The organism is Sorangium sp. So ce693 (assembly GCF_051521375.1).
GTDB classification, from domain to species: Bacteria; Myxococcota_A; Polyangia; order Polyangiales; family Polyangiaceae; genus Sorangium; species Sorangium atrum.
In genome coordinates, this window is record NZ_CP150347.1 from 4361607 (window position 1) to 4383658 (window position 22052).

Below are 22052 nucleotides of genomic sequence, written 5' to 3' on the forward strand. Positions count from 1 at the left end.
TCTCCCGGCCCCGATGCTGTTTTCTCCCGCCTCCCGCGCTCCGGTGATGACGTTTTTCAGTGTAACTGTCCCGAGCCCAGGGATCTTCGGAAATGCCGCGCGAGCGCGCGGCGTGGGCGCCGAGCACAGCAGCGAGGTGCGCGCGTGACCATGAGCGTCGAGCAGGCCGCCGAGCGCGCCCCGGTCGTCCCTTACGTCCGCCAGGCTGAGCCGTCCGAGGGCGGCGGCTGTGCGGTCCCCACGAGCGCGCGCCCGCTGCTCAAGGGAGCGGCCGATCTCGTGAGCCTCACCAAGCCGCGCATCACGAGGATGGTGGCCGCGACGATGCTCGGCGGCATGTGGGTGGCGAGCCGTTATCTCCGCGCCGGACTGGCGGGAGAGGCCGCGATCGAGCGCGCGGCGGTGCCGCCGGCGCAGCTTGCGCTGGCGTTGCTGGGGACGGTGCTCGTCGTGTCCGGCGCCAACGCGCTCAACATGTACATCGAGCGCGACACCGATCTGCTGATGGAGCGGACGCGGAGCCGCCCCTTGCCGGCGCGGCGGCTTTCGCCGGAGCTGGCGCTCTGGTTCGGGATCGCGCTCTCTGCCGCCTCGATTCCGGTGCTGTTCATCGGGGTGAACGCGACCACGGGCGTGCTCGCCGCGGTGGCGCTGCTCAGCTACGTCCTCGTCTATACCCCGCTCAAGCGCCGGACGACGCTCTCGCTGCCGATCGGCGCGATCCCCGGCGCCATCCCGCCGCTGCTCGGGTGGACGAGCGTCACAGGGCAGATCGACGCGCCCGGCTTCCTGCTCTTCGCCGTCATGTTCCTCTGGCAGATCCCGCATTTCCTCGCGATATCGCTCTTCCGTCAGGACGAGTACCAGCGCGCGGGGCTCAAGGTGCTGCCGCTCGAAAAGGGCGATCTCACGACACGGCGCCACATCGTCGGCTACCTCGCGCTGCTCGTGGTGTCCTCGGTCCTGTTCGTCCCGCTCGGCGTGGCGGGCCCTGTCTACCTCGGCGCCGCGGTCCTCCTCGGCGGCGCGTTCTTCGGGCTCGGCGTCTACGGTCTCCGCGCGGGCACCGGCGCTCGCTGGGCGCGTCAGGTCTTCTTCGCCTCCATGGTTTACCTGGTGCTCCTCTTCGCTGCGCTGATGATCGGCGCCTGAGCGGCGCCTCGTCGCCTTGACTCACAGGGGACAGGCCCTTAAGCGTCACCGGATGGTCTCAAGCGAGCCCACGCGCCACGCGAACGGCGCTCTGTCGCCTGCGGAGCCGACCGGCCACTCACTCCCGTCCGACCGCGGCGACGCGGGGAGGCCCCCGCGCCGTAAGCTCGTGGGCACGCCCGTGTTCTGGGCAGGGCTCCTCGCGCTGGTCGGGCTCGCGGCGCTCATCACCATCGGGGTCGCCGGGCGCGCGCTCCACGGCCAGGCCGCGGAGACGCCCGCGATCCGCATCCCTCTGCCCGCCTTCGAGCTCACGGATCAGCGGGGCGCGCGGTTCGGGCTGGAGCAGCTCCGGGGCCGCGTGTGGATCGCGGACTTCATCTTCACGACCTGCCCGACCGTGTGTCCCAAGCTCACGCAGCGCATGAAGGAGATCGAGCACCGGGGCCGCGATCTCGGTGACGCGCTGCACCTCCTGACATTCACCGTCGACCCGGAGAACGACACCCCGGCGGTGCTCGCGGCCTACGCGGCGTCGCAGCAGCTCCCGCTCGAGCGCTGGACGCTCCTGACAGGCCCCCTCGATCAGATAGAGTCGACGGTCCTCGACGGCTTCAAGATCGCCATGGGCAAGAAGGAGTCGAGCCCTGGGCTCTTCAGCATCTTCCATGGCGAGCGCCTCGTGCTGGTCGACCAGCAGGGCGTGATCCGCGGCTACTACGAGGCGAACGACGACGGGCTCGACACGATCCTGCGCGACGCGGGCGCGCTCGTGAAGTCGAGGTGACCCGCTCGGGCCTGCCTCACGCCTCGATGGCGAGCCGCTTGATCATCTTCTGAAGGCCGAACCTGGACAGGCCCAGCAGCTTGGCGGCCTGCGTCTGGTTCCCGCGCGTGCGCTCGAGCGCGTCGCGCACGAGCTCCGTCTCCAGCGCGTCGATCCTCGCGCGGACGTTGAGGCCGAGCTCGCGCGGCGTCGCGCTGCCGCCGTGCGCGATCTCCGGCGAGAGGTGCTCCCGATCGATGGTCCCGTCGCAAAGCACGAGCGCCCGCCGGACCTCGTTCTCCAGCTGGCGCACGTTGCCTGGCCACGCGTAGGCCGAGAGCCGATCCATCGCCCCGCGCGTGACCCGGACCGGGCCGCGGCTGTGCTTCTCCAGGAAGTGCTGGACGATGAGCGGCACGTCCGTCGCGCGCTCGCGCAGCGGCGGCACCCGGATCGCGATGATGTTCAGCCTGTAGAGCAGATCCTCCCGGAAGGCGCGGGCGCGGACGAGCGCCTCCAGATCCCGGTGGGTCGCGGCGATGACGCGCACGTCGACCTTGCGCGCCCGCTCCGAGCCGATCGGCCTCACGAGGCCGTCCTCGATGACCCGCAGCAGCTTCGTCTGCATCGCGAGGCTCATCTCGCCGATCTCGTCGAGGAACAGCGTGCCCCGATCGGCCACCTCGAAGAGCCCGGCGCGCGGGCGATCCGCGCCCGTGAACGCGCCGCGCACGTGCCCGAAGAGCGCCGACTCGAGGAGCCCTTCGGGGATCGCGCCGCAGTTCTCGCTCACGAACGCGTGCGCGGCGCGCGGCCCGTTGTGGTGGATGGCCCGCGCCACGAGCTCCTTCCCGCTGCCGGACTCGCCGCAGACGAGCACCGGCACCTCGGAGGCGGTCACCCGATCGACGAGGCGCAGCATCGCGCGCAGAGGCTCGCTCTCGCCGATGATGGCGTCGTACCGGTAGCGCGTGTCGCGGCCGCCGCGCGCCCTGGCGAGCTCGAGCGCCGCGGCGTCGAGCTCCGCCTCGCGCCGCGCGAGCTCCTCGGCGAGGCGCGACGAGGCGCGCTCCGCGCGGCGCGCGGCGCGGCGCAGCTCGACCTGCGCGCGCGCGTCGGAGATCGCCAGCGCCGCGACCGACGCGATGGCGCGCGCCCACCGCAGCTCCTGCGCGCCGAACGCGCCGCGGCGCACGCGGTCGTCGAGGTAGACGACGCCGAGCGCCTCGCCGCGCGCCACGAGCGGGACGGCCAGCACGCTCCGCAGCTTCAGCGCGTGCACGCTGCGGTGCACGCTCGGCAGCTCCCCCGCCGCGTCGACCGCGACCACCGGCTCGCGCGCCTCCAGGGCGCGGCGCGCGAGCGTCTCCGACAGCGCGAGCTGCTCCGCGCCGAGGCTCGAGCGGGCCAGGTTGCGCGCGGCCCGCGGGACCAGGCGCCCGTTCGGGGCGCGCAGGAGCAGGAGCCCCCGCTCGACCCCCGTCCAGAGCACGAGCGCGTCGACGACCCGGTCGAGCAGCGGCGCGAGCCGCTCGCGCTCGCCGAGCGCGCCGACGAGGGCCTCCAGATCGCGCGCCTGCTCGGGCCGAAGCCCGCTCTCCGGCAGCGCCCGCGCGCGGACCACCCACGGGAGCGATCGGACCGCGCCGGAGAGCGCCGACGCCCCTGGCGACGCAGCGGAGGCGCCGGCCGAGCCTGCGCCCGCGTTGCGCCCGCAGAGCTCGCGGGCGGCGTCGGCGAGCGCCGCGAGCACCCGGTGCGCGACGTCCGTCTGCCCGGCCCTGACGGCCAGCGCGTGCGCCGCGGCCAGCGCCGGGCCGCGCGCCGCGATCGGGGCGCGGGCGCCGGCGAGCGCGGCGATCGCGGCGAGGACGCGGTCGCTGCGGCCGCGCGACGCCGACGCGCCCGACGCGCCCGCCGGGCCGCGCGGCGCGTCGTCCGCGGCGATCGCGGCGCCGACGTCGTCCGCGGCGATCGCGATCGCGGCGCGCGCGCCCCACCAGTCGAGCCGCGAGGCCGCCGCGGGCTCCGGGCCGTTCGCGAGCTCGTCGAGCTCCTCGACGCGGGATCCATCGAGCTCGTCTGCGCCGTGGCGCAGGAGCCGCGCGGCCGCCCGGAGCGTGTCGTCCGCGGAGCCGCCGGCGAGGAGCGCCGCCGCGCGCGCCGCCGCCGCGCGCGGGTCGACGTGCGATCCGACGTCCGCGCTGGCGACGCCGTCGCCCCGCGCGGCGACCACGTCGGCGATGGCCCAGAGCGCGTAGGCCTCCGCCTTCGCGTCGCCCGCGTCGCGGGCCCGCGCGATGGCGTCCTCGGCGGTCCGGCAGGTCTCGTGCACCAGGCCCGCGGTGGCGTAGGCGGCGGCGCAGGCGAGCAGCGCCCGTGCGCCCTGCGCCGGCCGGCCGAGGTGCTCCCAGAGCAGCGCCGCGCGGGTCGAGGTCGCGATCGCGCCGTCGAGATCGCCGAGATCCACCGCCGCCGCCGCCTCGCCGGTCCGGTAGGTCGCCTCCTCGACCACCGCGCCGGCGCGGACGGCGTAGTCCACCGCGGCGCTGAACGACGCGTGCGCGCGCTCCGGATCGCTCGCGTGCCACGCGTAGCCGCGCACGGCGGCCATCCGCGCCAGCTCCTCGACGGAGCTCGCGAGCGCCTCGCCGCGCGCCACCTCCGACAGCGCCCGCGCTGTGTCGCCGCGCAGCACGGCGAGCAGCGCGCGCACCTCGCAGAGCGGCGCCGTGACCGCATCGCCGGCGAGCGCGTCGGCCGCCTCCAGCGCCCCCGCGTCGATCGCGGCGCGCGCGAGCACCGCGCGCGCGCGCCCCTCCGGGTCCGCGCCGGCATCGATCGCGGCGCGCGCGCTCTCCTCCGCGAGGGCGCGATCGCCGGCGCGCCGCAGCACCTCCGCCGCGAGCGCCGCGGCCTCCGTGGCGCCTCGAACGCACGAGCGCAGCATCAGGCTCCGCGCGCGCCCGGCGTCGCCGTGCAGCCGGAGCGCGTTGGCCGCCGCGACCACCAGGCTGGCGGGCGCGTCGTCGCGCTGCTCGATCGCCTCGAGCGCCAGCGGATCCGGCGGCACCCGCGCGATCGCGAGCGCCAGCGCCGCCGCCTCCGCCGCGCCGAGGGCTCGTGCTTCGGCGGCGCCCTCGGCAGCTCCGCGGTCCTGCGGCGCCGCGCTCGCCCGCCGCCGCGCGCCGCTCCCCGGGGTTCCCAGCACGGCCGCCTCGACGTCCGCGTACGTCCAGGCGCGCGGCGGGACCTGCCGCGCGAGCGCGACGAGCGCGTCCGCGAGCGCCCTCTCCGGCGCCGACGCGAGGGGCCCCATCGGCCACGCAGCCGCGCTCGTCCCCGCGAGCGCGGTGAGCCACCGCGCGACGCGGTCCGGCCCGAGCCGCCCCAGCCACGCCGCGTCGCCCTGCGGCGGACCCGCGCGCGCCGCACCGTCGCCCGCGCGGAGCGGCGCGCCGGAGAGCGCGCGCACCCGCTCGACCACCGCGAACGCGTCCACGAGCCAGGGGGCGACGTCGTCGCGCACCCCGAGCGCCGCCTCGAGCTCGTGTCGCCGCAGGCGCAGGTAGGCGGCGCGCACGCGGCGCGCGTCGCGGTCCTGTCGATCGCGCTCAGCGGCGGGCGCCCCCGCGTCGCGGCCGGCGCGCCCCGCGGGGGGCGCGGCGAACGGGTGCCGCGCGCGCGCCGCGCCGGCGAGCGCGGCGCGGGCCGACTCGGTGACCCACGCGGACGACGGGCGCGCCGCGGGGGAGGGCGAGAGGAGCGCCCGGCAGATGGCGTCGAGCGGCGGCCCGGCCGCGCTCTCCGCGGCCACCGCGGCCCGCGCCGCTCCGATGGGATCGTCCGCGTCCGCCACGCCGGGGAAGGCGATCTCGGCGAGCAGCGTCCCCAGCGCGAGCAGGTCCCTCGCCCGCGCGTCTCCGAGCTCCGCGTCCCCGCGCGCGATGTACCGCAGCGTCGCCCCGTCCACGGAGGCCTCGTGGATCGAGCACGCGAGCCCCAGGTCGATCACCGCGACCCGCCCCTCCGGCGTCAGGATCAGGTTCTCCGGCTTGAGATCTCCGTGCGCCAGGCCGATGCCGTGCAGGTCGGCGAGCGCCTCGCCCGCGTCGCGCGCGGCGGCGAGCGCGAGCGCCGCGCGCTCGCCGGGGGGCAGCCCGCGCAGGGCGTCGGCGACGGCTCGCCCTTCGACCCAGCGCATCGCGACGAACGCGCGCCCCTCCTCCCCGGGGGCGCCCTCGACGCGCGCGGCGCGCGCGACGCCAGATGGCATCGCGAGCCAGCCGACGTCGACGAGCTCCGGCAGCCGCGGCGAGAGCGCCAGCGCCGCGTGCAGCGCCTCGCGGGCGAGCACCCGCCGCGCGGAGGCGCGCTGCGCCGCGGGCGCTCCGCGCTCGCGCGGCTCGATCTTGAGCGCCACCATGCCGCCGCGCTCCCGATCGGCGGCCTTCCAGACCTCGGCCGACCCGCCGGAACCCGCGACGTCCAGCAGCCGGAAGCGCTCTGCCAACCGAGGTGTCACGGTCGACGGCTCGCTCATGCCCAGAATGCTCCCGGGCCGCGAGCCACCTGTCAACCCGGTTACGGCTCTGGTGGAGCGCCCTCCGCCATGCCTCCCGCGCCTCCGCCGCCTCCGCCGCCGCCGCAGCTCGGCGCGCCGCCGTCTGGCAGATCGATATCGACGGCCCCCGCGTCGCCGCACGTGTCTTCCGGGCCCTTGCCGTAGTGGTCCGCCACGAAGCGCGCGAGCGACGCCTTGTCGAGGCACGTCGCGGTGTACGTGGCGCCCCAGGCCGCGGCTGCGACGGGGGTGTCCAGCGCGCTGTCGGGCGTCATCACGAGGCGCGCCTCCGGCCCCCCCGGCACCAGGAGGCACTTCGGATCGGAGGCGGCCTCGGCCCGCACCTCGTCGAGCGCCGCCTTCACGTCCGCGCAGCCGGACGAGGCGCACCGGTACGCGAGGACGATCGCGCCGTGCTCGAGGTTGTGGACGTACATCTCCCGCGGGACCTCGGACTCGAAGCGCTTGTACTCGGCCCAGATGCCCCAGTGATCTCCGCCGCTCGGCGGGTTGGTCGTGTACTGGACAGGCGCGCACGTGGCCACGTGTTGCGCCGACGTGACGGGGATCCCCGTCCTGACGACGACCTTGCACTCGGTCTCGCCCGGGAGCGGCGGAGCCTCCGGAAAGCTCGTGACGGTCTCGGGTTGTTGCGGCGCGGGCGCGGCGTCGCCCTCGTCGATCGGGGGCGCGCTCGTGCCACACCCGCTGAGAGGAGCGGCGAGCCCGGCGGCCATCGTGGCAGCGACACACATCTGCGCGAAACCGCAGTGTTTCATGGCCGAAGCCTACCATGTCCGACGCGCGACGCGCGTTGCCCTGGCACGTCGGCTCTGGTGTACTTGGCTCCCCTAGCGTGGCGAAGCAAGAGAACGATCATCGGCAGACGCTCGTCACCTGCACCTCGATCGCCCCGCCGGTGCTGCCGGTGGCGCCTGGCACCGCGTGTCTGGTGGTGATCTACGGCACCGAGCTCGGGCGCCGCATCGCGCTAGGGACCGGGGCAATCGAGTGTGGGCGCGCGATACAGACCGATATCCCGCTCGACGACGACGCGGTGAGCCGGCGTCATGCGCGCATCTCCTGGACGGGGATGAGCTACGTTGTCCGCGATCTCGGCTCGACCAATGGCACCTACGTGAACGACGTCTCCGTCGATGAGCGCGCCCTCAGGGACGGCGACCAGGTGAAGATCGGCCGGACGATCTTCAAGTTCATCCAGGGTGGGAACGTCGAGCTCTCGTATCACGAGGAGATCTACCGGCTGATGACCTTCGACGGTCTGACGCAGGTCCACAACAAGCGCTCCTTCGAGGTCGCGCTGGAGCGCGAGGTATCGCGGGCTTGCCGCTACCATCGCCACCTCGCGCTCATCATGTTCGACATCGATCACTTCAAGAACATCAACGACACCCGCGGGCACCTCACGGGCGACGCCGTGCTCCGCCAGATGGCCGCGCTCGCCGCCGCGAACGTCCGCCGCGACGACGTCCTCGCGCGCGTCGGCGGGGAGGAGTTCGCGCTGCTCGTGCCGGAGATCGCCCTCGACGGCGCCCGCGTGGTCGCCGAGAAGCTGCGCGCGCTCGTGGAGCGCACGCCGTTCCGCTTCGAGGAGGGCGAGGTCGCCGTCACCGCGAGCTTCGGGGTCGCCGCCGTCACGCCGGACGCGCCTGTCTCGCCGATGGAGCTCTACCGCCGCGCCGACGAGCGGCTCTACCATGCGAAGAAGGCCGGGCGGAACCGCGTGATGTGACGCTGCGCAAGCGCCGTCAGGGCGAGGCAGCCGGGGCGGAGCAGTCTCGCGGCGCGGCGCCGTTGAGGATCCACGCGGACAGGATGTCCATGCCATCCACGTAGGGCGTCGTGTACTGATCGTCCGGCGTCTGGGGGTTCTGGGGGTGGAACCAGAATATGGGGTTGGAAGGCGGGGGCGGCATCGGCATTCCCACGACGAACGCCGCCTGCAGCCGCTCGTTCTCCTGGCGGAGCTTCTCCGCCGCATCGGCGGGCAAGGAGGGGTCGACCGCGCTCTGCCCGATGAGGATCTTGTAGAGCAGGTAGCTGTTCCCCGGGTTTCCCGGGTCGATGAGCGGCATGGCCCTGCCGAAGCGCGCAGGGGATGCCTCCCCCACGTGCGCCTTCTCGCCCATCTGGGTCTGGTGCGCGGTGCGCCCGATCGCTGTCTCGAGCAGCGGATCGAGCTGGTTGAACGCCGTGCCCAGGTTCAGGTCCAGCCCGGCGGCGGCGCTCGCGCCGTTGTGGCACCCGAAGCAGCCGTAGAAGAGGTAGTACGCGGCGCCCCTCACGCAGGCGATGCACGTCGGATCCGCGGGAGCGTCGCCCTGGCAAGCGTCCGTGCGCATGACGCACTCGAGGTCTCGCTGGCAGAAGAAGTCGCCGCTCGGCGGGCGCTCCGGCATCGCCTGGGGCGGGTTCGTCGCCGCGACGGAGAACTCGATGCGCGTGTTGCCGTCGAGGGGCGCGCCGTCGAACGCGCGGATGCCGGACGGCGCAGCCTCGTCCGCCGGCTTGAAGACGGTCAGCGCATACCGGGTCCCGGGAACCAGACCCGGCATGCCCTCGATCTGGCGGAAGATGACCTCCCGCTGGACAGGGTTGTACGTGGGCGCGAGGGCGATCGGATTGACGCAGTCCGCGTAGGTCTGGACCGTGGCCAGATCGCCCGAGACGCACACGGACTCGGCGCCGACCGTGGCGCTCACCGAGCTCGGCAGCAGGAAGCGATCGAACTTCAGCACGAAGCTCGCTGTCGACAGGACCTCGGTCGTGCCGGCGGGATCGAGCGCGGTGCGGACGGGCTGGTAATTCTGGTCGAGGCTGGTCGTGGCGCGTGCCTCGATCAGCTGGACAGGAGGGGCGTCGATCGGCTGGAGCGTGGCCTCCCCCACGTCGCAGCCGGCCGTCGCGAGGGCCGCCTGCAGACAGAGGGGGAGGGGGGCGAGGCGCGTCGCGCGAGCCAGCGTGCTCAGCTCTCGGAGTAGAGCGAGAGCTGCTCGCGGACGACCTTTTCGTTCACCCCGGACTGGATGTGCTCCTTGAGACAGTCGGCCAGCGTGATCAGCATGTCGTCTACCCCTTTCTCCTCGATGAGCTTCGACAAAAGTTGGCGTGCCTCCCGTCCGTCGTCCTCGCGGAGGAAGCCCCGCACTGTCTCCAGCGTGATTTCCCCCTGGAAATCGAGATAGAGGTTGTCGATCAGGTACTTGATCAGCTCCTTCACGCCCGTTCTCCTTGGCGTTCGCGGCGATCGTTAGGGAAGCCGCGCGCACTTCGCTATACCCGTCGCTGGAAGGCCAGGGCAAGGAATATACTGACGGATTTTGACTTTTCATTGGCACCGCTGCACGAACCTGTCGCTCGACTGATGGCACACCAGGCACGGACGCGGGTTCCGGGAGAACGCCGTCTTGCACTTGCTCTCGAACCCGAGCGGGTGCGGGTTCAGCCCTTGCCCGCCTGACGCCCCGCGCGTCGCGTGGCAGGTCGCGCAGTCCCGCTCGGTGTGGCAGGAAACGCACGCATTCAGGTTTCGCTCTGCTTCCCAGGCGTGGTGCTTCGCGCCGCGTGGCGCTGTGGTCCACTCCGCCGGCGGGGGATGGAAGCGGCGCCCCGTGGGCCGCGCTGCGCTCGGCGCGTCGCGCGCCACGCCCGTCCGCCGGTGACAGTCCGCACAGAACGTCTGCTCCTGATGGCAGCTCACGCAGCGAGGATTGTCCTGCCGGGCCGCTTGCGGGTGCATCGAGAGGAAGTCGTTCGGGTGGACGTTGCGCGGACGGATCTTCCCGTCGTGGCAGTCGGTGCAGTAGTTCGCGCTGTGGCATGACCCGCAGAAGGCGCTGTCGTTCGCGGCGATCTGCCTGTGCCGCTCGAGCCAGTCGGGCGTGTGCCCCGCGTTGTGCAGCCACGCGGGTGGCAGCAGATCGCCCGTGGCGAACGCCGTCACGAGCCGCCCGTCGGGGCGCGTCACGTGGCAGACGTCGCAGTCGCTCTTCGCCTCACCCTGGGCCGCGCCGCTCATGTTGTGGCACGTGAAGCAGCCGGCCATGCGCGGCAGTTGGTCCCGGGTAGCGAGCTCGATCCGATCGACGCGGCCGTGGCACTGGCTGCACTTGATGTTCCGGCTCACGTGCTTCGCGTGAGGGAAGCGGAGGTTCGCGTGCGGCAGCACGAGCGGCGCCACCTTTCCGTCGCTGCCAGCGTTCTCCCCGATATGGCAGTACGCACACTGTCCGTTCTCGTTCGTCCCCGCCTTCACCTGGGTGAGGTCGGAGTGATCGACATCATGACAGTTGTCGCACGTCTCGCTCGGCTTCGGCAGCAGCCGGTCCGTCACCGCGCCGCTCGTGTAGGCCGCGCCGTGGCACGACTTGCACGTCTGCTTGAGCCCCTTGACGTGCTTCTTGTGGTTGAAGCGGATCGTCAGCGTCTGCGGGGGATAGATCTCGTCGCTCGGGACCGGGGTCGCGCTCGTCCCGGGAGGCATCCACGCCAGGGGCACCTCCGCGTCGGCGGGCATCGGGTGGAGGCCCGACGTGTACCCGCCGTGCGGCGCCTTCGCAGGCGCCTCTCCCTCGGCGTCGCCTTCGTCCGCGTCGCCATCGGCCGCCTCGGCGCTGTCGTCGCCTGCTGCCGCCGGCGGCTTCGGCTGGGCAGCCGCCTCGGGGCCCACGATCGCGAGCGCCAGCGCGCCCAGGCACGCGACGATCGCGACCCACCCAGGGACGACCCTCGCCTCGTCTCGCCGAGCGCGGCGCCGGCCGTCCTGTCTTGCGTCCATGCGATCCTCGCTCACGGCGCCACCCGCAGGTTCATGAGGCCGACGACCCGGAAGCGCTGGCCCACCAGCCGGTTCATGTCGTGCTCCCACTCGATCTTGAAATCCGCGACCTCGCCCGGCCGATACCCGGCCCCGAGGACATATCCGAACGACGTCGCACCCCGGTCCGGCCTGAGCGGATCCTCCCAGTTGTACAGCGACATCCGCGCTCCGAGCGCGTAGCGTTGCCCGCTCAGCCGCTTCTCTCCAGAGAGATCGGCCCCCGTCCGGCGCCCACGCTCCCCCGTCTGCAGCATCCCGCGGAGCTCGACCGACGTCGTGCGCGTGCGGTAGCGTCCCGCGAGGTTCGCGAGCACATCGGTCGAGATCGTCGCGGCGCGGTTCTTCTCGTCGCGCGCGTAGTCGCGGAGCGCGCCGTCATTCGGATCGAGCGACGTCGCGCCGACGCAGCCTGGTCGATTCACCGCCTCACACTGGCCGGCGCCGAACTCCTCCGGGTTGCCTTCGGCGATCCACATCCGCGTGCCGCCCCAGGCCGCGACATCGATCTCGCGGGTGACGTCCACCGCCGCCCGTCCGGTGATCGTGGTGATGGGATCGTGGGTGAACCAGTTCCAGATCGAGTCAGCGTCGAACGTCGGAACGAAGTAGTCGACGTCCGCCCCCAGCGTGACGCGGCTCCCGGCGTACACCTCCAGGCCGCCGTAAAACGAGCCGACGAGCTGGTTGTAGAAGTCGTAGGTCACTCCGCCCTTGAGGCCGCCGAGATCCGGCTTGTTGATGTTGGCGGCGTACCCGAGCCGATCCTGCGAGATGCGCGACGCATCGGACGTCCGGACGCCTCCGCCCGGATCCGGGAACTGCTGGGTGACAGAGGTCCCCAGGTTGTAAACGCGGCGGTAGGTCAGGCGACCGTGGACGAAGCTCGGACCCGCGCTCTCGAGCGCGACGCCGAACGCTGGGGCCAGATCGGACGCCTGATACGACGGGAAATCGGCTGCACTCCCGGGCTGAGTCCGGTCATCGCCGAATCCCCGGTGGCTGCCGCGCCAGATCCCCTGCTGCTCGAAGCGCGATGTGGAGAGCGGCAGGCCGCCGCGCTGCTCGAGCCCGCCGTACGCCTCGAGTTGAACGTAGTACGGTGTCGTCACCCGGAGGAGCGCGCCGTCGAACGACCACCACCCGAGCACGTCGCTCACATACTGACGGCCGACCCGGAAGCCGAGCCACCCGCTGGCGACGTTCCGCCCTTCGACGTACGCATACATCAGATCGATGGGCGCCTCGCGCAGCCCCGGGATGTAGCGCGAGCCGCCATCGATGCTGTAGTCGGTCTCGCCGCCCCGCTGCGCGCCGTCGAGGTGGCCATTGATCCCGAAGTCCGCGTCGAGCCGGAGCCGCACGGTCGCCGAGTAGTCGGCCTCGCCTGGGGCAGAGTCGCCCTGGAGGTTGTAGACGGCGAGCCCCAGCGTCTGAAGGAGCCGCCGCCGTTCGATGTTCGTGTCGCCCCAGGGGCTCGCGACCTCGTAGGCCTGGACGCCGGTCGTCGACTCGACCTCGAAGTCGGCTGCGGCTGCGCTGCGCGGGACGAGCGCGCAAGGCAGCAAGCACGCCACGGCCAGCGCGCGTGACAGGGGGAGGCGGCGGAGGGGGAGGCGACAGAGGGGGACGCGACGGGCGCTCCCCACGAGCGTGCCAGGGCGTGCGTCGCTGGCGTGCCGCGGACGACGTCGCGACGGAAGCTCCGCCATCCATGAGAGATGCTCAATCACGGATGGCGCTCACTTTCGTCTTGTGCGGGCCGGTCTGCGCGGCTTCGCTCTCAGCTGCCGCCGAGGGCTGAACAAGCATGGCGTGGAGTTTCGTCCACACGCGGTGATGCTGTCAACCCGATCGCAGGACGAACGGGCTTGTCACGATGCGCGCCGGGTCAGCTGTACCCAGCGCCCTTCCGGAGCTTGCCGTCCGAGCCCACGCTGAAGCCATTCGAGTCCTGGAGCGCCTGGCTCGCGCTGCTCCGCAGCTCGGCCGGCACCGTCCAGCCCCGGGTCATCAGCCCCTCGGCGACCTTGTTCTTCACCCGGACCGACTCCTCGGTCGCGAGCATCTTCACCAGCGCTGGCACGCTCGCCTCATCGCCCTGGGAGAAGATGGTCTGCACGGCGTGGAACCTGACCGTCTCGTTGACGTCGTCGAGGAACCGCTCGACCGCCACCCGCACGTCGTCGCCCTTGATGTCGCCCAGCGCCATGATGAGCTGCTGCTTCGGCTCGACGTTGCGCGCATACTCCGTGTCGAAGCGGTCGAGCAGCTGGACGAGCTCGGTCCGGTACTCGGCGTCGTCGAGCAGCGCCCGCAGGATCTTGAGCGGCCAGGTGAGCGCCTCGGCCTTGATGCAGAACTCGACAACGGCCGGCACCGCGTCCTTGCCCGCATCGACGATCCCCCGGAAAGCCAGATCCTTCTCCTCTTGATCCGTGATGGAGGGGTCGATCGAGAACGTGAAGCGCCTGAGGAGCGCCGCCGCCGCATCCGCGCTCTTCATCGCGGCGAGCGACTGGATGGCGTCGAGGCGGTCGTACGTCTGAGCGCGCTTGTCCGCGACGACCTTCGCAGGCCCGGCCACCTTCTTGTCGGAGGGGACGCCCCCGGCAGGGGGATTGCTTTTGCGGAGAAAATCGAAAATACCCAACGCTGACCTCTGGTGGCTGTCCCCGCCGCCCGGTCCGAGCTACCCGGCGATCGTCACCGGATCTATAGCGGGGCGCATCTTCGTGCGCTACGGGCTCATCCGCGTCGTTCGGCTCGCTGCAGCGTGCTCTCGCCCGCCTCACGCGCCTGCCTAGCGGCTGAGCCCGTATCACATGAATCCGCGCCCCGCTAGAGTGGCTCGCGGCAGAGGGTGCTTCCCGCCTGAGCTACCCCGGGCGAACCGGCTCGGTCACCGCGAGCCGGCGCAGCCGTCTACTCCGTCGTCTTGATGCCGGTGGGGAACTGAATACTCAGGCTCACGGTGACCATGCTCGTGAAGTGGAATTCGCGGTCCTTGTCGTCCACCTTGCGGTCGGGGAACGCCTCGTCCGTTCCGAGCCCGTGGTTGTCGAAGCCCGAAGTATTCCATGCGAACGGCAGGGCGCGCCACTCCGCGCCGAAGCCGATGAAGTCCGACGGGTAGAAGTTCCAGCCGAGGCCGAACGTCGGTGCGAAGGCCATGCGGCTCTCGAGTCCGAAGGTCTCCGCGCAGGCGTTCTGGTTGGTCGTGCCGCACTCCTTGCGCTCCTTCACGCCGATCGCCGCGGCTCCAGCGAAGAAGCTCACGTCGGTGTCAACGAAGAGCTCGGCGAACAGCGCCAGCTTTCCACGGAAGGGAACGACCGTGACCTGGGGCGCTGCGACCCACTGGATCTGCCCGAGCTGATCCTTCGTCAGATCGCCCTTGGTCAGGTTGACCCTGGTCAGCTGGCACGCCTTCGTGAACGGCTGGGCATCGCAGTTACGCCCGTCGATCGCGACGCGCTGGAGCTCGTCCGTCAGCCCGGCGTTGTACTGAAACCCGTACCCGCCCCAGGCGCCGAAGCCGAGCCAGTCCGTGAAGTGGTAGGTGAGCCGCAGGCCCGGCATGATCGTCCGCCGGTACTCGTCCAGCAGCGTGAACGATGCGCCTGGAGCCACCTCGAACCGCCCGGCACGGTGGAGCCGGAGCTGCCGCACGGCCGGTGCGCCGGCCAGAGGGCCCGTGAGCTGAATCTCCTGCGCCTCCGCGGGCGCAGCCGTCATCAGAAGTGCACAGCCGGTAAGCCCTGCCACCACAGTGCAGAGGCTTTGGACGAATCGACGCATCATGCCTGTCCCCGTCTTTGGCTGAATCATCCTATGTCTCGCGCTCGGCGTCTGCGCGTCCCCACGTCCAAAGTCTTCACTTCGGCAGCCGGTATTCCCAGGAGAACGGCAGGAAGACCGACAGCCCGACCTGCGCCTGTACGTTGTTGGTGAAGCTCTTCCCCTCGGCGAGCCAGGTGCTCTTGTCCTGAGGGTTCGCCGCGACGCTGGGGTTCTCGAGCTCGTCGAAGAAGATGTAGTCGCTGACCTCGAACATCGCCGCAAACCAGCGGTTGAAGAAGATGCGGAGGCCACCGCCGACGTGGAAGGAGAGCTTCGGCTTCCAGTCGAAGGTGCGGTTGTCGGGATCGACGACGGCCATGGGCCTCGTCGAGATCGCGCCGACACCGCCCAGTACGAAGAAGTCGTAGTGGAAGATGAAGTCGCTGAACCCGGCGAACTTGCCGTACGCGGGGACGTACGTGAAGTTCGCATTCGCGTTCCACTGATACTCGGTGATCGGCTCGCCGATACGCGCCGCCCTGCTCGTCTGGAAGTTGAAGTCCGACGGCGTGTTGAGCGCACCGTACCAGTTGCCGTTGACCCCGATCGCGAGGACGTTGGTGAGGTACCAGTTGACCGCGAGCCCCGGCCCGTTGTGGCCGACGAACTGGTCGTTCATCGTCAGCCCGAAGTACGGGTTCACCTCGAAGCGGTGGTAGCGCAGCGCGTAGATCTGCTGCACCGCGTAGGTCTCGTTCTTGAGATCCTTCGCGGCCTCCTTCTCCAAATTGATCGTGGGACACGCCGTCGGGTCGATCTTACAGATGTCCCCAAGCCCCGTTTCCTCGCCGCCATCGGTCGGGGCCGCGGGCGCCTCCACCGGCTCCGTGCCCTCGGCAGGAGTCTCTGGCTCGTCGAGGTTGATTTCCTTGGGTTGCCCTTTTGGCTGAGCCGACGCCGTAAGCGGCACCGCGACGAGCGCAGCCGCAACGAGAAGCCCCACGCGAGCCTGGTTCATCGCCATCCCTTCCAAAGTCCGTGCGATGCGAGCGATCGCGATCGATCGCCCAGGTAGTACAGCTTCCTAACTACTCGAATTCATTAAATAATTCGGTCAACCGCCAAGCCCGACGGACTATATCACGCCGAAAATAAAAGGATCAACAACCAAATCCTTTTGCCACGGACGACCGGCGGCGTCGCAGAGGGGGCGCGCCGGGTGGATTCGCGGCGAGCGGCAGACTCGCTGCACAATCACCGCGGGCTCGGATCGCCGGTGTGCTTGCGCCGAGGGCGCGACGATCGTGACGCCTGACGGGTTCAGCGGCAGAGGCGCGGCGTGCTGAGACATCGGAGCCATCGCCCGTTGGTTGGACCGGTGTCGAGCCGCGCGATTGGGTGGTGAGGAGAGATCGAGCGCCGCCGGCGCTCACGCCGCGGGGCGCGCGTCAGGCGGCCGCGTCTTCGGAGCCGCTGGCGCGGCCGAGCATCGCCTCGACGAACTCGTCGGGCTCGAACTCGCGGAGGTCTTCCGCGCGCTCGCCGATGCCGACGTACCGGACGGGCAGCCCATGCTCGGCGCAGATGCCGAGGATGACGCCGCCCTTGGCGGTGCCGTCGAGCTTCGTCAGCACGATGCCGGTGATGGGCAGCGCCTCCTTGAAGAGCGCGGCCTGTTGCATGGCGTTCTGGCCGTTCGTGGCGTCGAGCACGAGCAGCGTCTCGTGAGGCGCGCCCTCGAGCGCCTTGTTCATGGTGCGCGCGACCCGGGACAGCTCCTCCATGAGGTTCGTCTTCGTGTGCAGCCTGCCGGCGGTGTCGGCGAGCACCACGTCGGCGCCGGTGTCCTTCGCCTTCTGGATCGCGTCGAAGATCACCGCGCCGGGGTTCGCGCCGTCCTTGCCACGCACGACCTCGCAGCCGACGCGCTTGCCCCAGACGTTGAGCTGCTGCACCGCCGCCGCCCGGAACGTGTCGCCCGCGGCGAGCACCACCGTCCGGCCTTCGGCCTTGAGCTGCGTCGCGAGCTTGCCGATCGTGGTCGTCTTTCCCACGCCGTTCACGCCGACCACCATCACCACGGTGGGCTGCGCCTTCAGCGGCAGCCCGCCGCCGGCGCCGACGCGCAGGATCCGCTTCGCGTGCTCCCGCAGCGCGTCCCAGACCTTGTCGGTGTCGGCGAGCTCGTTCCTGCTGAGCGCCGATCGGATCTCGTCGAGGAGGAGCTCTGTCGTCTTCACGCCGACGTCCGAGGTGAGCAGCACCTCTTCGATCTGCTCGACGACGTTGGGATCGATCTCCTTCTTGCCGGCGAACAGCGCCTTGAGCCGGCCGAAGAAGCCCTCGCTCTCCCGCACCTTCGTGAGGCCTTTGCGGAGCCCCTCGATGTCTCGCTTGCGCGCGGCCGGAGGCGCGGTCTCCCGCGCCGGCCTGGCGGCGGGCTTGGCGGCCGGCGCCTCGATCGCGGGCGCGACGGGCGCCTCCGCGACCGCGGGCTCCGGCGCCGCCGGCTCGATGGCGGCCGGCGGCGCGACGGGCGCGGGCACCACCGCGGGCGGCTCCTCCTGCGGCGCGGGCTCCTTCGCCTTCGCGGGAGGAGCTTCCTCCGCCGGAGGCTTCTTCGGGGCACGCGGCTTCTCGGTCGGCTTGTCCGCCGGCTTCTCGGAGGGCTGCTTCGCCTTCTCCTGGAGCTTCTTCGGTTCGGGGGGCGCTGCGATCTCCGGTGGCGGCGCCTTCTTCGTGACGAAGTAGACGATCGCCGCCACCACGACGAGGCCGACGATAATTAGGGCGATTTCCACGTTGGCGTTCTCCGGCGAGGGAGCCGACTATATGGGACGCACCCCATACGTCAACGTGCGGTCGCGCGGGGGCGCGATCCGGCCAGCGAAACGGCAGATCGACGCGGCGGCGGGGCCGGCGCTGCGCGGGCCTCCGTGTACCTGGCTCACGGGGCGAGCGGCGAGGCGCCCGGCTTGGGCTCCGACGCCCCGAGGTCCTGCTCGATCCGCTCGTCGACGGGATCGGGGCCGAAGGCGGCGTGCTCGATCCGGCTCGCCCAGAGCTCGACCTCGCGCTGCTGAACCCTGCTCGCCGCGCGGCGCACGTGCCCGGGCGTCGGCTCGGGCGGCCCCTCGAAGGGAGCTCCCTGGCGCCGCGCCCAGCGGACGAGGCGGTCGAGGACGGCGCGGCGCCGCGTGACCAGCGCGATGCCCAGCTTGCTCGGCGACGGGAGCGCCTGCTCATGGCTGCTGTGCATCGGCGCGCGGACCACGAGCCTCGCGTCGCTCCGGTACGGCGCCTCGATCGAGAACTCGCCGACGTCGTCGGTCAGCGCGCGGGCGATGACGCCGCTGCCGTCGAAGGCGGGCACGACGATCACGAGCTCGGCGCGCGCGATGGGCGTGCCGTCGTGCGCGTCGGCGACGGCGCCACGCCAGCCGGTCGCGCCCTCGAGCGGTCCCATGACACGCACGCCGGCGCGGCCGGGCGGCGCGACGGGCCGCTCGTCGCCCGCGCGCGTCGTCGCGGCGCGCTTCGGCGCCCGCCGCCAGCCGCCGAGCACCCAGCCCGCGATGACGAGGACGACGGCGCCGAGCGCGATCTGTCGCCACGCCCCGGGGCCCGCGACGGGCACGTCGATCGCGAGCTCCGCGCCGGGGATCCACCACGGAGAGGCGGGCACGTAGCGGAGCGAGATCGGGACCGTACCCGCTCGCTCGGCGGTGAACGCGGCGATCACCCGCGCCTTGCCGCCGGACACGGTCGCCGCTCCGACGGGCTCACCCGCGCGCAGCGCCTCGACGACGCCGCCCTCGACCGGGCCACGGGACGAGCGCACCTCGACGTCGATCGACACGCCGTCCTCCGCGCGCGCCGGCTCGACGGGATGCGACAGATCGAGCGTGACCTGCGCGTACCGGACGACGCCCTGGCTGACGCTCGCCTTCGCGAGCGCGGCGGTTCCATCGAAGCGCGCGCGCAGCACGCCCTGGCCGGCGCCGTCGAGGCGCTCGGTCGGGAGCTCGAAGCGCGCGCGGCCGTCGCCGCCGGTCGGCGCCTCAGCGAGCCGCGCGCCGCGCTCGTCCTCGAGCACGACCGGGAGCCGGTCGCGCTCGAACGGCGCGCCGCTCGCGAAGCCGCGCGCGCCGCTGCGATCGAGCCGGAGCGCCACGGCGACGTTGACCGTCGGACGATCGAGATCGATCGCGTCCACTGGCGGATCGAACCGGAGGATCACCGGCGCGAGCGGGGCCGCGTGTGCCTCGATCGGGATCTTCGCCTCGGCCGCGTCGTAGAGCTTTCCCCCGGCGAACCGGATGCGCAGCGTCGCGTCCGCGAGCGGCGCGCGCCCGCGGAGGCAGAACCCGCCGCGCTCGTCTGTCGCGATCACGTAGCCGCCTTGTGAGGGGCGGGGCTCGCGGGCGCGCGCCGCGCCGTCGGCTGCGCACCCATCGACCGCCGGCAGGACCGCGGGCGCGCCGGCGCTCGTGAGCGCATCGATGGAGAGCGGCGCCTCTGCGATCGCGCTCCGCGCGTCGTCGACGACGCTTCCGCGCACGACGAACCCGTCGGGCTCGGTCCATGCGACCGCCTCGATCTGCGCGCTTCCTCGCACATGGATGCGGAGCGGCGCACCTTGCGTCTGCGCGTGCGCCGCGGGCGCCGCCGCGAGCGCCGTGGCCGCGAGGAGCGCCAACGGCACGCATCGTCTCAGTCCGCGCATCTCCCGAAGGCCTCCGGCGAGCTCCTCGTCATGGTCGCGCATTATCCGTCACGCGGACACGGCATGGGCAAGGGGAAGCCGATCCGAAGCCATGCCGAGCTCGCGCTCGCCCGCCGCCTGCGGCGCGAGCGAGCGAGCAAGCGGCGAGCGCGGACGTAAGCGGACGTGAGCGGACGTGCACGCGAGCTCGCGGCAGCGCGTCGGGTCGATGGCGGCAGCGGGTGGGTAGATAAGCGGATGGTGAAGCCGTGTTCGCCGTGAGCCCAACATGTTTCACGCGTTGAAGCGCCGCGGGCAGGCCGCGTCAAACCGTCCAGTCTGGTCGCAGCGAGGAGCGAGCGAATGCAAGGCAAAAGTGCGAGCGTGTGCGCACCAATTTTCGGGTGTAGACCGGCTGATCCGATCGCCACGGCGGCGATGCGCTCGTGTATCGTCGGACGTGGAATGCGTCGGCCCTTTTCAGTGCTCGTGTTGCTGGTTGTGACGCTTGTACTCTCGCTGATACCCACGAGGCTCTACGCGGATCAGCGCACGAGCTACCTCGCCGACCAGCTCAGGACCAACGAGGACTATCGCGTCCGCACGCAGGCGGCGCTCGCGCTCGGCGCGTCGGGAGACGACGCCGCCACGAGGCCGCTCTGCGATGCCCTCACGGACAGCAACGCGTCCGTCAAGGTCGCGGCGGCCGCGGCGCTCGGCAAGCTCGGCAAGCCCGCGGGGCTCGCGTGCCTGGAGCGCGCCGAGGGGCGCGAGCAGACGCCGGCCGTCAAGTCGCAGATGCAGAAGTCGATCGCGGCGCTGTCCGCCGGCGGCGGTGGCAGTGGCGGCTCGGCTGCGCCGCCGCCTCCGGGCGCGGACACGAAGTACTACGTGGCCATCGAGATCACGAACAAGAGCGGTCGCCCCGAGTCCGAGATCGAGCCGCTCGTGCGCGCCGCGATCCAGTCGAAGATCCTCGCGAAGGCCGGCTACGCGGTCGCCCCCAAGGGCGAGACGGTGGCGCAAGGCAAGAAGATTCTGAACGGCAAGAAGCTGAAGGGCTTCTATCTCCTCGCCACGGTCGAGCCCGCCGTGTACCAGGGCGGCAACCTCACCCAGGTGGTCCGCGTCAGCATGTGGACCTATCCGTCCAAGTCGCTCCAGGGTGAGTTCGCGCCGAAGCTCACGCAGAGCGGCACCCCGAAGAAAGACGTCCAGAGCGAGAACATCCTGATGAAGATGTGCGTCGAGAACGCGGTCGAGACCTTCCACAAGGTCGTCGCCTCGCTGTGATGCACCTTCGCTGCTCGAACTTGGCTTTTCCAGTGCCTCACGACCCTTGTCATCTCCAGCCAGCTCCGAGGATCCCATGAGCGACGCTTCCAGCACGGCCCCGCAGACCTCCGCGCCGGAGGTCAGAGCGCGCTACCAGCGGAGCGCGCGGAACTACCTGATCGACCAGAACTTCCAGCTGAAATACACGGGGTTCCTCGTGGGGATCAGCCTTGCGCTCTCCGTGGCGCTCGGGATCCTCCTCTGGAACGCGAGCTCGAAGATCATCGAGCAGAGCCGCAGCGCCGTGCAGCAGGGACAAGAGACCGTCCGTCAGGGGCAGGAGACGGTCAAGCGCGGCCAGGAGGTGCTCGTCCAGAGCCGTCGGGTCAGCGAGGTCGTCGCGATGAACATCGCGAAGGAGTACAAGGACGATCCCGAGCTCACGAAGACGTTCGGCGAGGCGGCGCAGCGCGACGAGAACAAGCTCAAGGACGAGCAGTCGCGGCTCGAGCGCGACGCGGCCACGCTGCAGCAGCGGGCGGAGGCGCTCGAGCGGCAGGCCGCCGACGTCGCGAACAACCAGCAGATGTTGCTACGCCTGATCGTCGCGCTCCTGTCGCTGCTCGTCCTGGGCGTCGGCATCGCGGGCATCGTCTTCACGCACAAGATCGCCGGGCCGATCTTCAAGATGAAGCGGCTGCTCCGTCAGGTCGGCGAGGGCAAGCTGGTCGTGCGCGAGAAGCTCCGGAAGGGCGACGAGCTCCAGCACTTCTTCGAGGCGTTCGAGAAGATGGTCGAGGACCTGAGGGCGCGCCAGCAGGGCAAGATCGCCAAGATGGATGCGGTCCTCGAGAAGCTCGAGGCGGGGGCGCGCGCCGAGAAGGGGACGCTCGAGATCGACCCCGAGGGCCTCTCCCAGCTGAAGCGCCTCCGCAGCGAGATGCAGGAGCAGCTCGACGCGTGATCGAGC

General features: G+C 71.5%; 16 protein-coding genes. 5 read left to right on the top strand and 11 right to left on the bottom strand.

The window, feature by feature from the left end:
- Nucleotides 1-150: 150 nt before the first annotated feature.
- Complete coding sequence (gene cyoE / locus WMF14_RS16615; RefSeq protein ID WP_437331126.1) at nucleotides 151-1152, top strand: heme o synthase; 1002 nt, start codon at nucleotides 151-153, stop codon at nucleotides 1150-1152.
- Between the two features lie 52 nt (nucleotides 1153-1204).
- The gene (locus WMF14_RS16620; protein ID WP_437802083.1) at nucleotides 1205-1939 is read left to right on the top strand and encodes an SCO family protein; all 735 of its coding nucleotides are present in this window, start codon (nucleotides 1205-1207) and stop codon (nucleotides 1937-1939) included.
- A gap of 16 nt (nucleotides 1940-1955) precedes the next feature.
- Here the strand turns inward: WMF14_RS16620 and WMF14_RS16625 are convergent, their stop codons facing one another.
- On the bottom strand, nucleotides 1956-6461 hold the full coding sequence (locus WMF14_RS16625; RefSeq protein WP_437802085.1) for a sigma 54-interacting transcriptional regulator: 4506 nt from the start codon (nucleotides 6459-6461) through the stop codon (nucleotides 1956-1958).
- Nucleotides 6462-6502: 41 nt separating this feature from the next.
- Nucleotides 6503-7261 (bottom strand): DUF3105 domain-containing protein, encoded by a 759-nt coding sequence (locus WMF14_RS16630; RefSeq protein WP_437802087.1) that lies wholly within the window; start codon nucleotides 7259-7261, stop codon nucleotides 6503-6505.
- Nucleotides 7262-7338: 77 nt separating this feature from the next.
- On the opposite strand from WMF14_RS16630, the gene WMF14_RS16635 reads away from it, so the two are divergent.
- On the top strand, nucleotides 7339-8235 hold the full coding sequence (locus WMF14_RS16635; protein ID WP_437802089.1) for a diguanylate cyclase: 897 nt from the start codon (nucleotides 7339-7341) through the stop codon (nucleotides 8233-8235).
- A gap of 16 nt (nucleotides 8236-8251) precedes the next feature.
- On the opposite strand, the gene WMF14_RS16640 is transcribed toward WMF14_RS16635, so the two are convergent.
- The 9 genes from WMF14_RS16640 to WMF14_RS16680 form a co-directional block, all read right to left on the bottom strand.
- Nucleotides 8252-9391, bottom strand: coding sequence for a hypothetical protein (locus WMF14_RS16640; protein ID WP_437802091.1), 1140 nt, complete (start codon nucleotides 9389-9391; stop codon nucleotides 8252-8254).
- Nucleotides 9392-9468: 77 nt separating this feature from the next.
- Nucleotides 9469-9723 (bottom strand): hypothetical protein, encoded by a 255-nt coding sequence (locus tag WMF14_RS16645; protein ID WP_044964942.1) that lies wholly within the window; start codon nucleotides 9721-9723, stop codon nucleotides 9469-9471.
- Nucleotides 9724-9831: 108 nt separating this feature from the next.
- Nucleotides 9832-11280, bottom strand: coding sequence for a cytochrome c3 family protein (locus tag WMF14_RS16650; RefSeq protein ID WP_437802093.1), 1449 nt, complete (start codon nucleotides 11278-11280; stop codon nucleotides 9832-9834).
- 11 nt (nucleotides 11281-11291) lie between these two features.
- A complete protein-coding gene (locus WMF14_RS16655; protein ID WP_437802095.1) occupies nucleotides 11292-12896 on the bottom strand; it encodes a hypothetical protein in 1605 nt (534 codons plus the stop codon).
- A gap of 314 nt (nucleotides 12897-13210) precedes the next feature.
- Nucleotides 13211-13972 (bottom strand): HEAT repeat domain-containing protein, encoded by a 762-nt coding sequence (locus tag WMF14_RS16660; RefSeq protein WP_272098124.1) that lies wholly within the window; start codon nucleotides 13970-13972, stop codon nucleotides 13211-13213.
- Nucleotides 13973-14244: 272 nt separating this feature from the next.
- On the bottom strand, nucleotides 14245-15057 hold the full coding sequence (locus tag WMF14_RS16665) for a hypothetical protein (protein WP_272098125.1): 813 nt from the start codon (nucleotides 15055-15057) through the stop codon (nucleotides 14245-14247).
- 139 nt (nucleotides 15058-15196) lie between these two features.
- Nucleotides 15197-16105: an outer membrane beta-barrel domain-containing protein gene (locus tag WMF14_RS16670; RefSeq protein ID WP_272098126.1), complete on the bottom strand. Its 909-nt coding sequence runs from the start codon at nucleotides 16103-16105 to the stop codon at nucleotides 15197-15199.
- Nucleotides 16106-16550: 445 nt separating this feature from the next.
- Nucleotides 16551-17903, bottom strand: a complete 1353-nt coding sequence (ftsY, locus tag WMF14_RS16675) for a signal recognition particle-docking protein FtsY (protein ID WP_437802098.1) — start codon at nucleotides 17901-17903, stop codon at nucleotides 16551-16553.
- 146 nt (nucleotides 17904-18049) lie between these two features.
- Nucleotides 18050-19807 (bottom strand): carboxypeptidase regulatory-like domain-containing protein, encoded by a 1758-nt coding sequence (locus WMF14_RS16680; RefSeq protein WP_437802099.1) that lies wholly within the window; start codon nucleotides 19805-19807, stop codon nucleotides 18050-18052.
- A gap of 501 nt (nucleotides 19808-20308) precedes the next feature.
- Here WMF14_RS16680 and WMF14_RS16685 point away from each other — a divergent pair.
- Nucleotides 20309-21100: a HEAT repeat domain-containing protein gene (locus WMF14_RS16685; protein WP_272098129.1), complete on the top strand. Its 792-nt coding sequence runs from the start codon at nucleotides 20309-20311 to the stop codon at nucleotides 21098-21100.
- 76 nt (nucleotides 21101-21176) lie between these two features.
- The gene (locus WMF14_RS16690) at nucleotides 21177-22046 is read left to right on the top strand and encodes a HAMP domain-containing protein (RefSeq protein WP_272098130.1); all 870 of its coding nucleotides are present in this window, start codon (nucleotides 21177-21179) and stop codon (nucleotides 22044-22046) included.
- The last annotated feature ends 6 nt before the right edge of the window (nucleotides 22047-22052 follow it).

What these genes read in the sequence shown, in the direction of transcription:
- cyoE (WP_437331126.1), top strand. Translation starts at nt 151, where the DNA reads ATGAGCGTCGAGCAGGCCGCCGAGCGCGCCCCGGTCGTCCCTTACGTC.
- WMF14_RS16620 (WP_437802083.1), top strand. Translation starts at nt 1,205, where the DNA reads ATGGTCTCAAGCGAGCCCACGCGCCACGCGAACGGCGCTCTGTCGCCT.
- WMF14_RS16625 (WP_437802085.1), bottom strand. Translation starts at nt 6,461, where the DNA reads ATGAGCGAGCCGTCGACCGTGACACCTCGGTTGGCAGAGCGCTTCCGG.
- WMF14_RS16630 (WP_437802087.1), bottom strand. Translation starts at nt 7,261, where the DNA reads ATGAAACACTGCGGTTTCGCGCAGATGTGTGTCGCTGCCACGATGGCC.
- WMF14_RS16650 (WP_437802093.1), bottom strand. Translation starts at nt 11,280, where the DNA reads ATGGACGCAAGACAGGACGGCCGGCGCCGCGCTCGGCGAGACGAGGCG.
- WMF14_RS16665 (WP_272098125.1), bottom strand. Translation starts at nt 15,057, where the DNA reads ATGACGGCTGCGCCCGCGGAGGCGCAGGAGATTCAGCTCACGGGCCCT.
- WMF14_RS16690 (WP_272098130.1), top strand. Translation starts at nt 21,177, where the DNA reads ATGAGCGACGCTTCCAGCACGGCCCCGCAGACCTCCGCGCCGGAGGTC.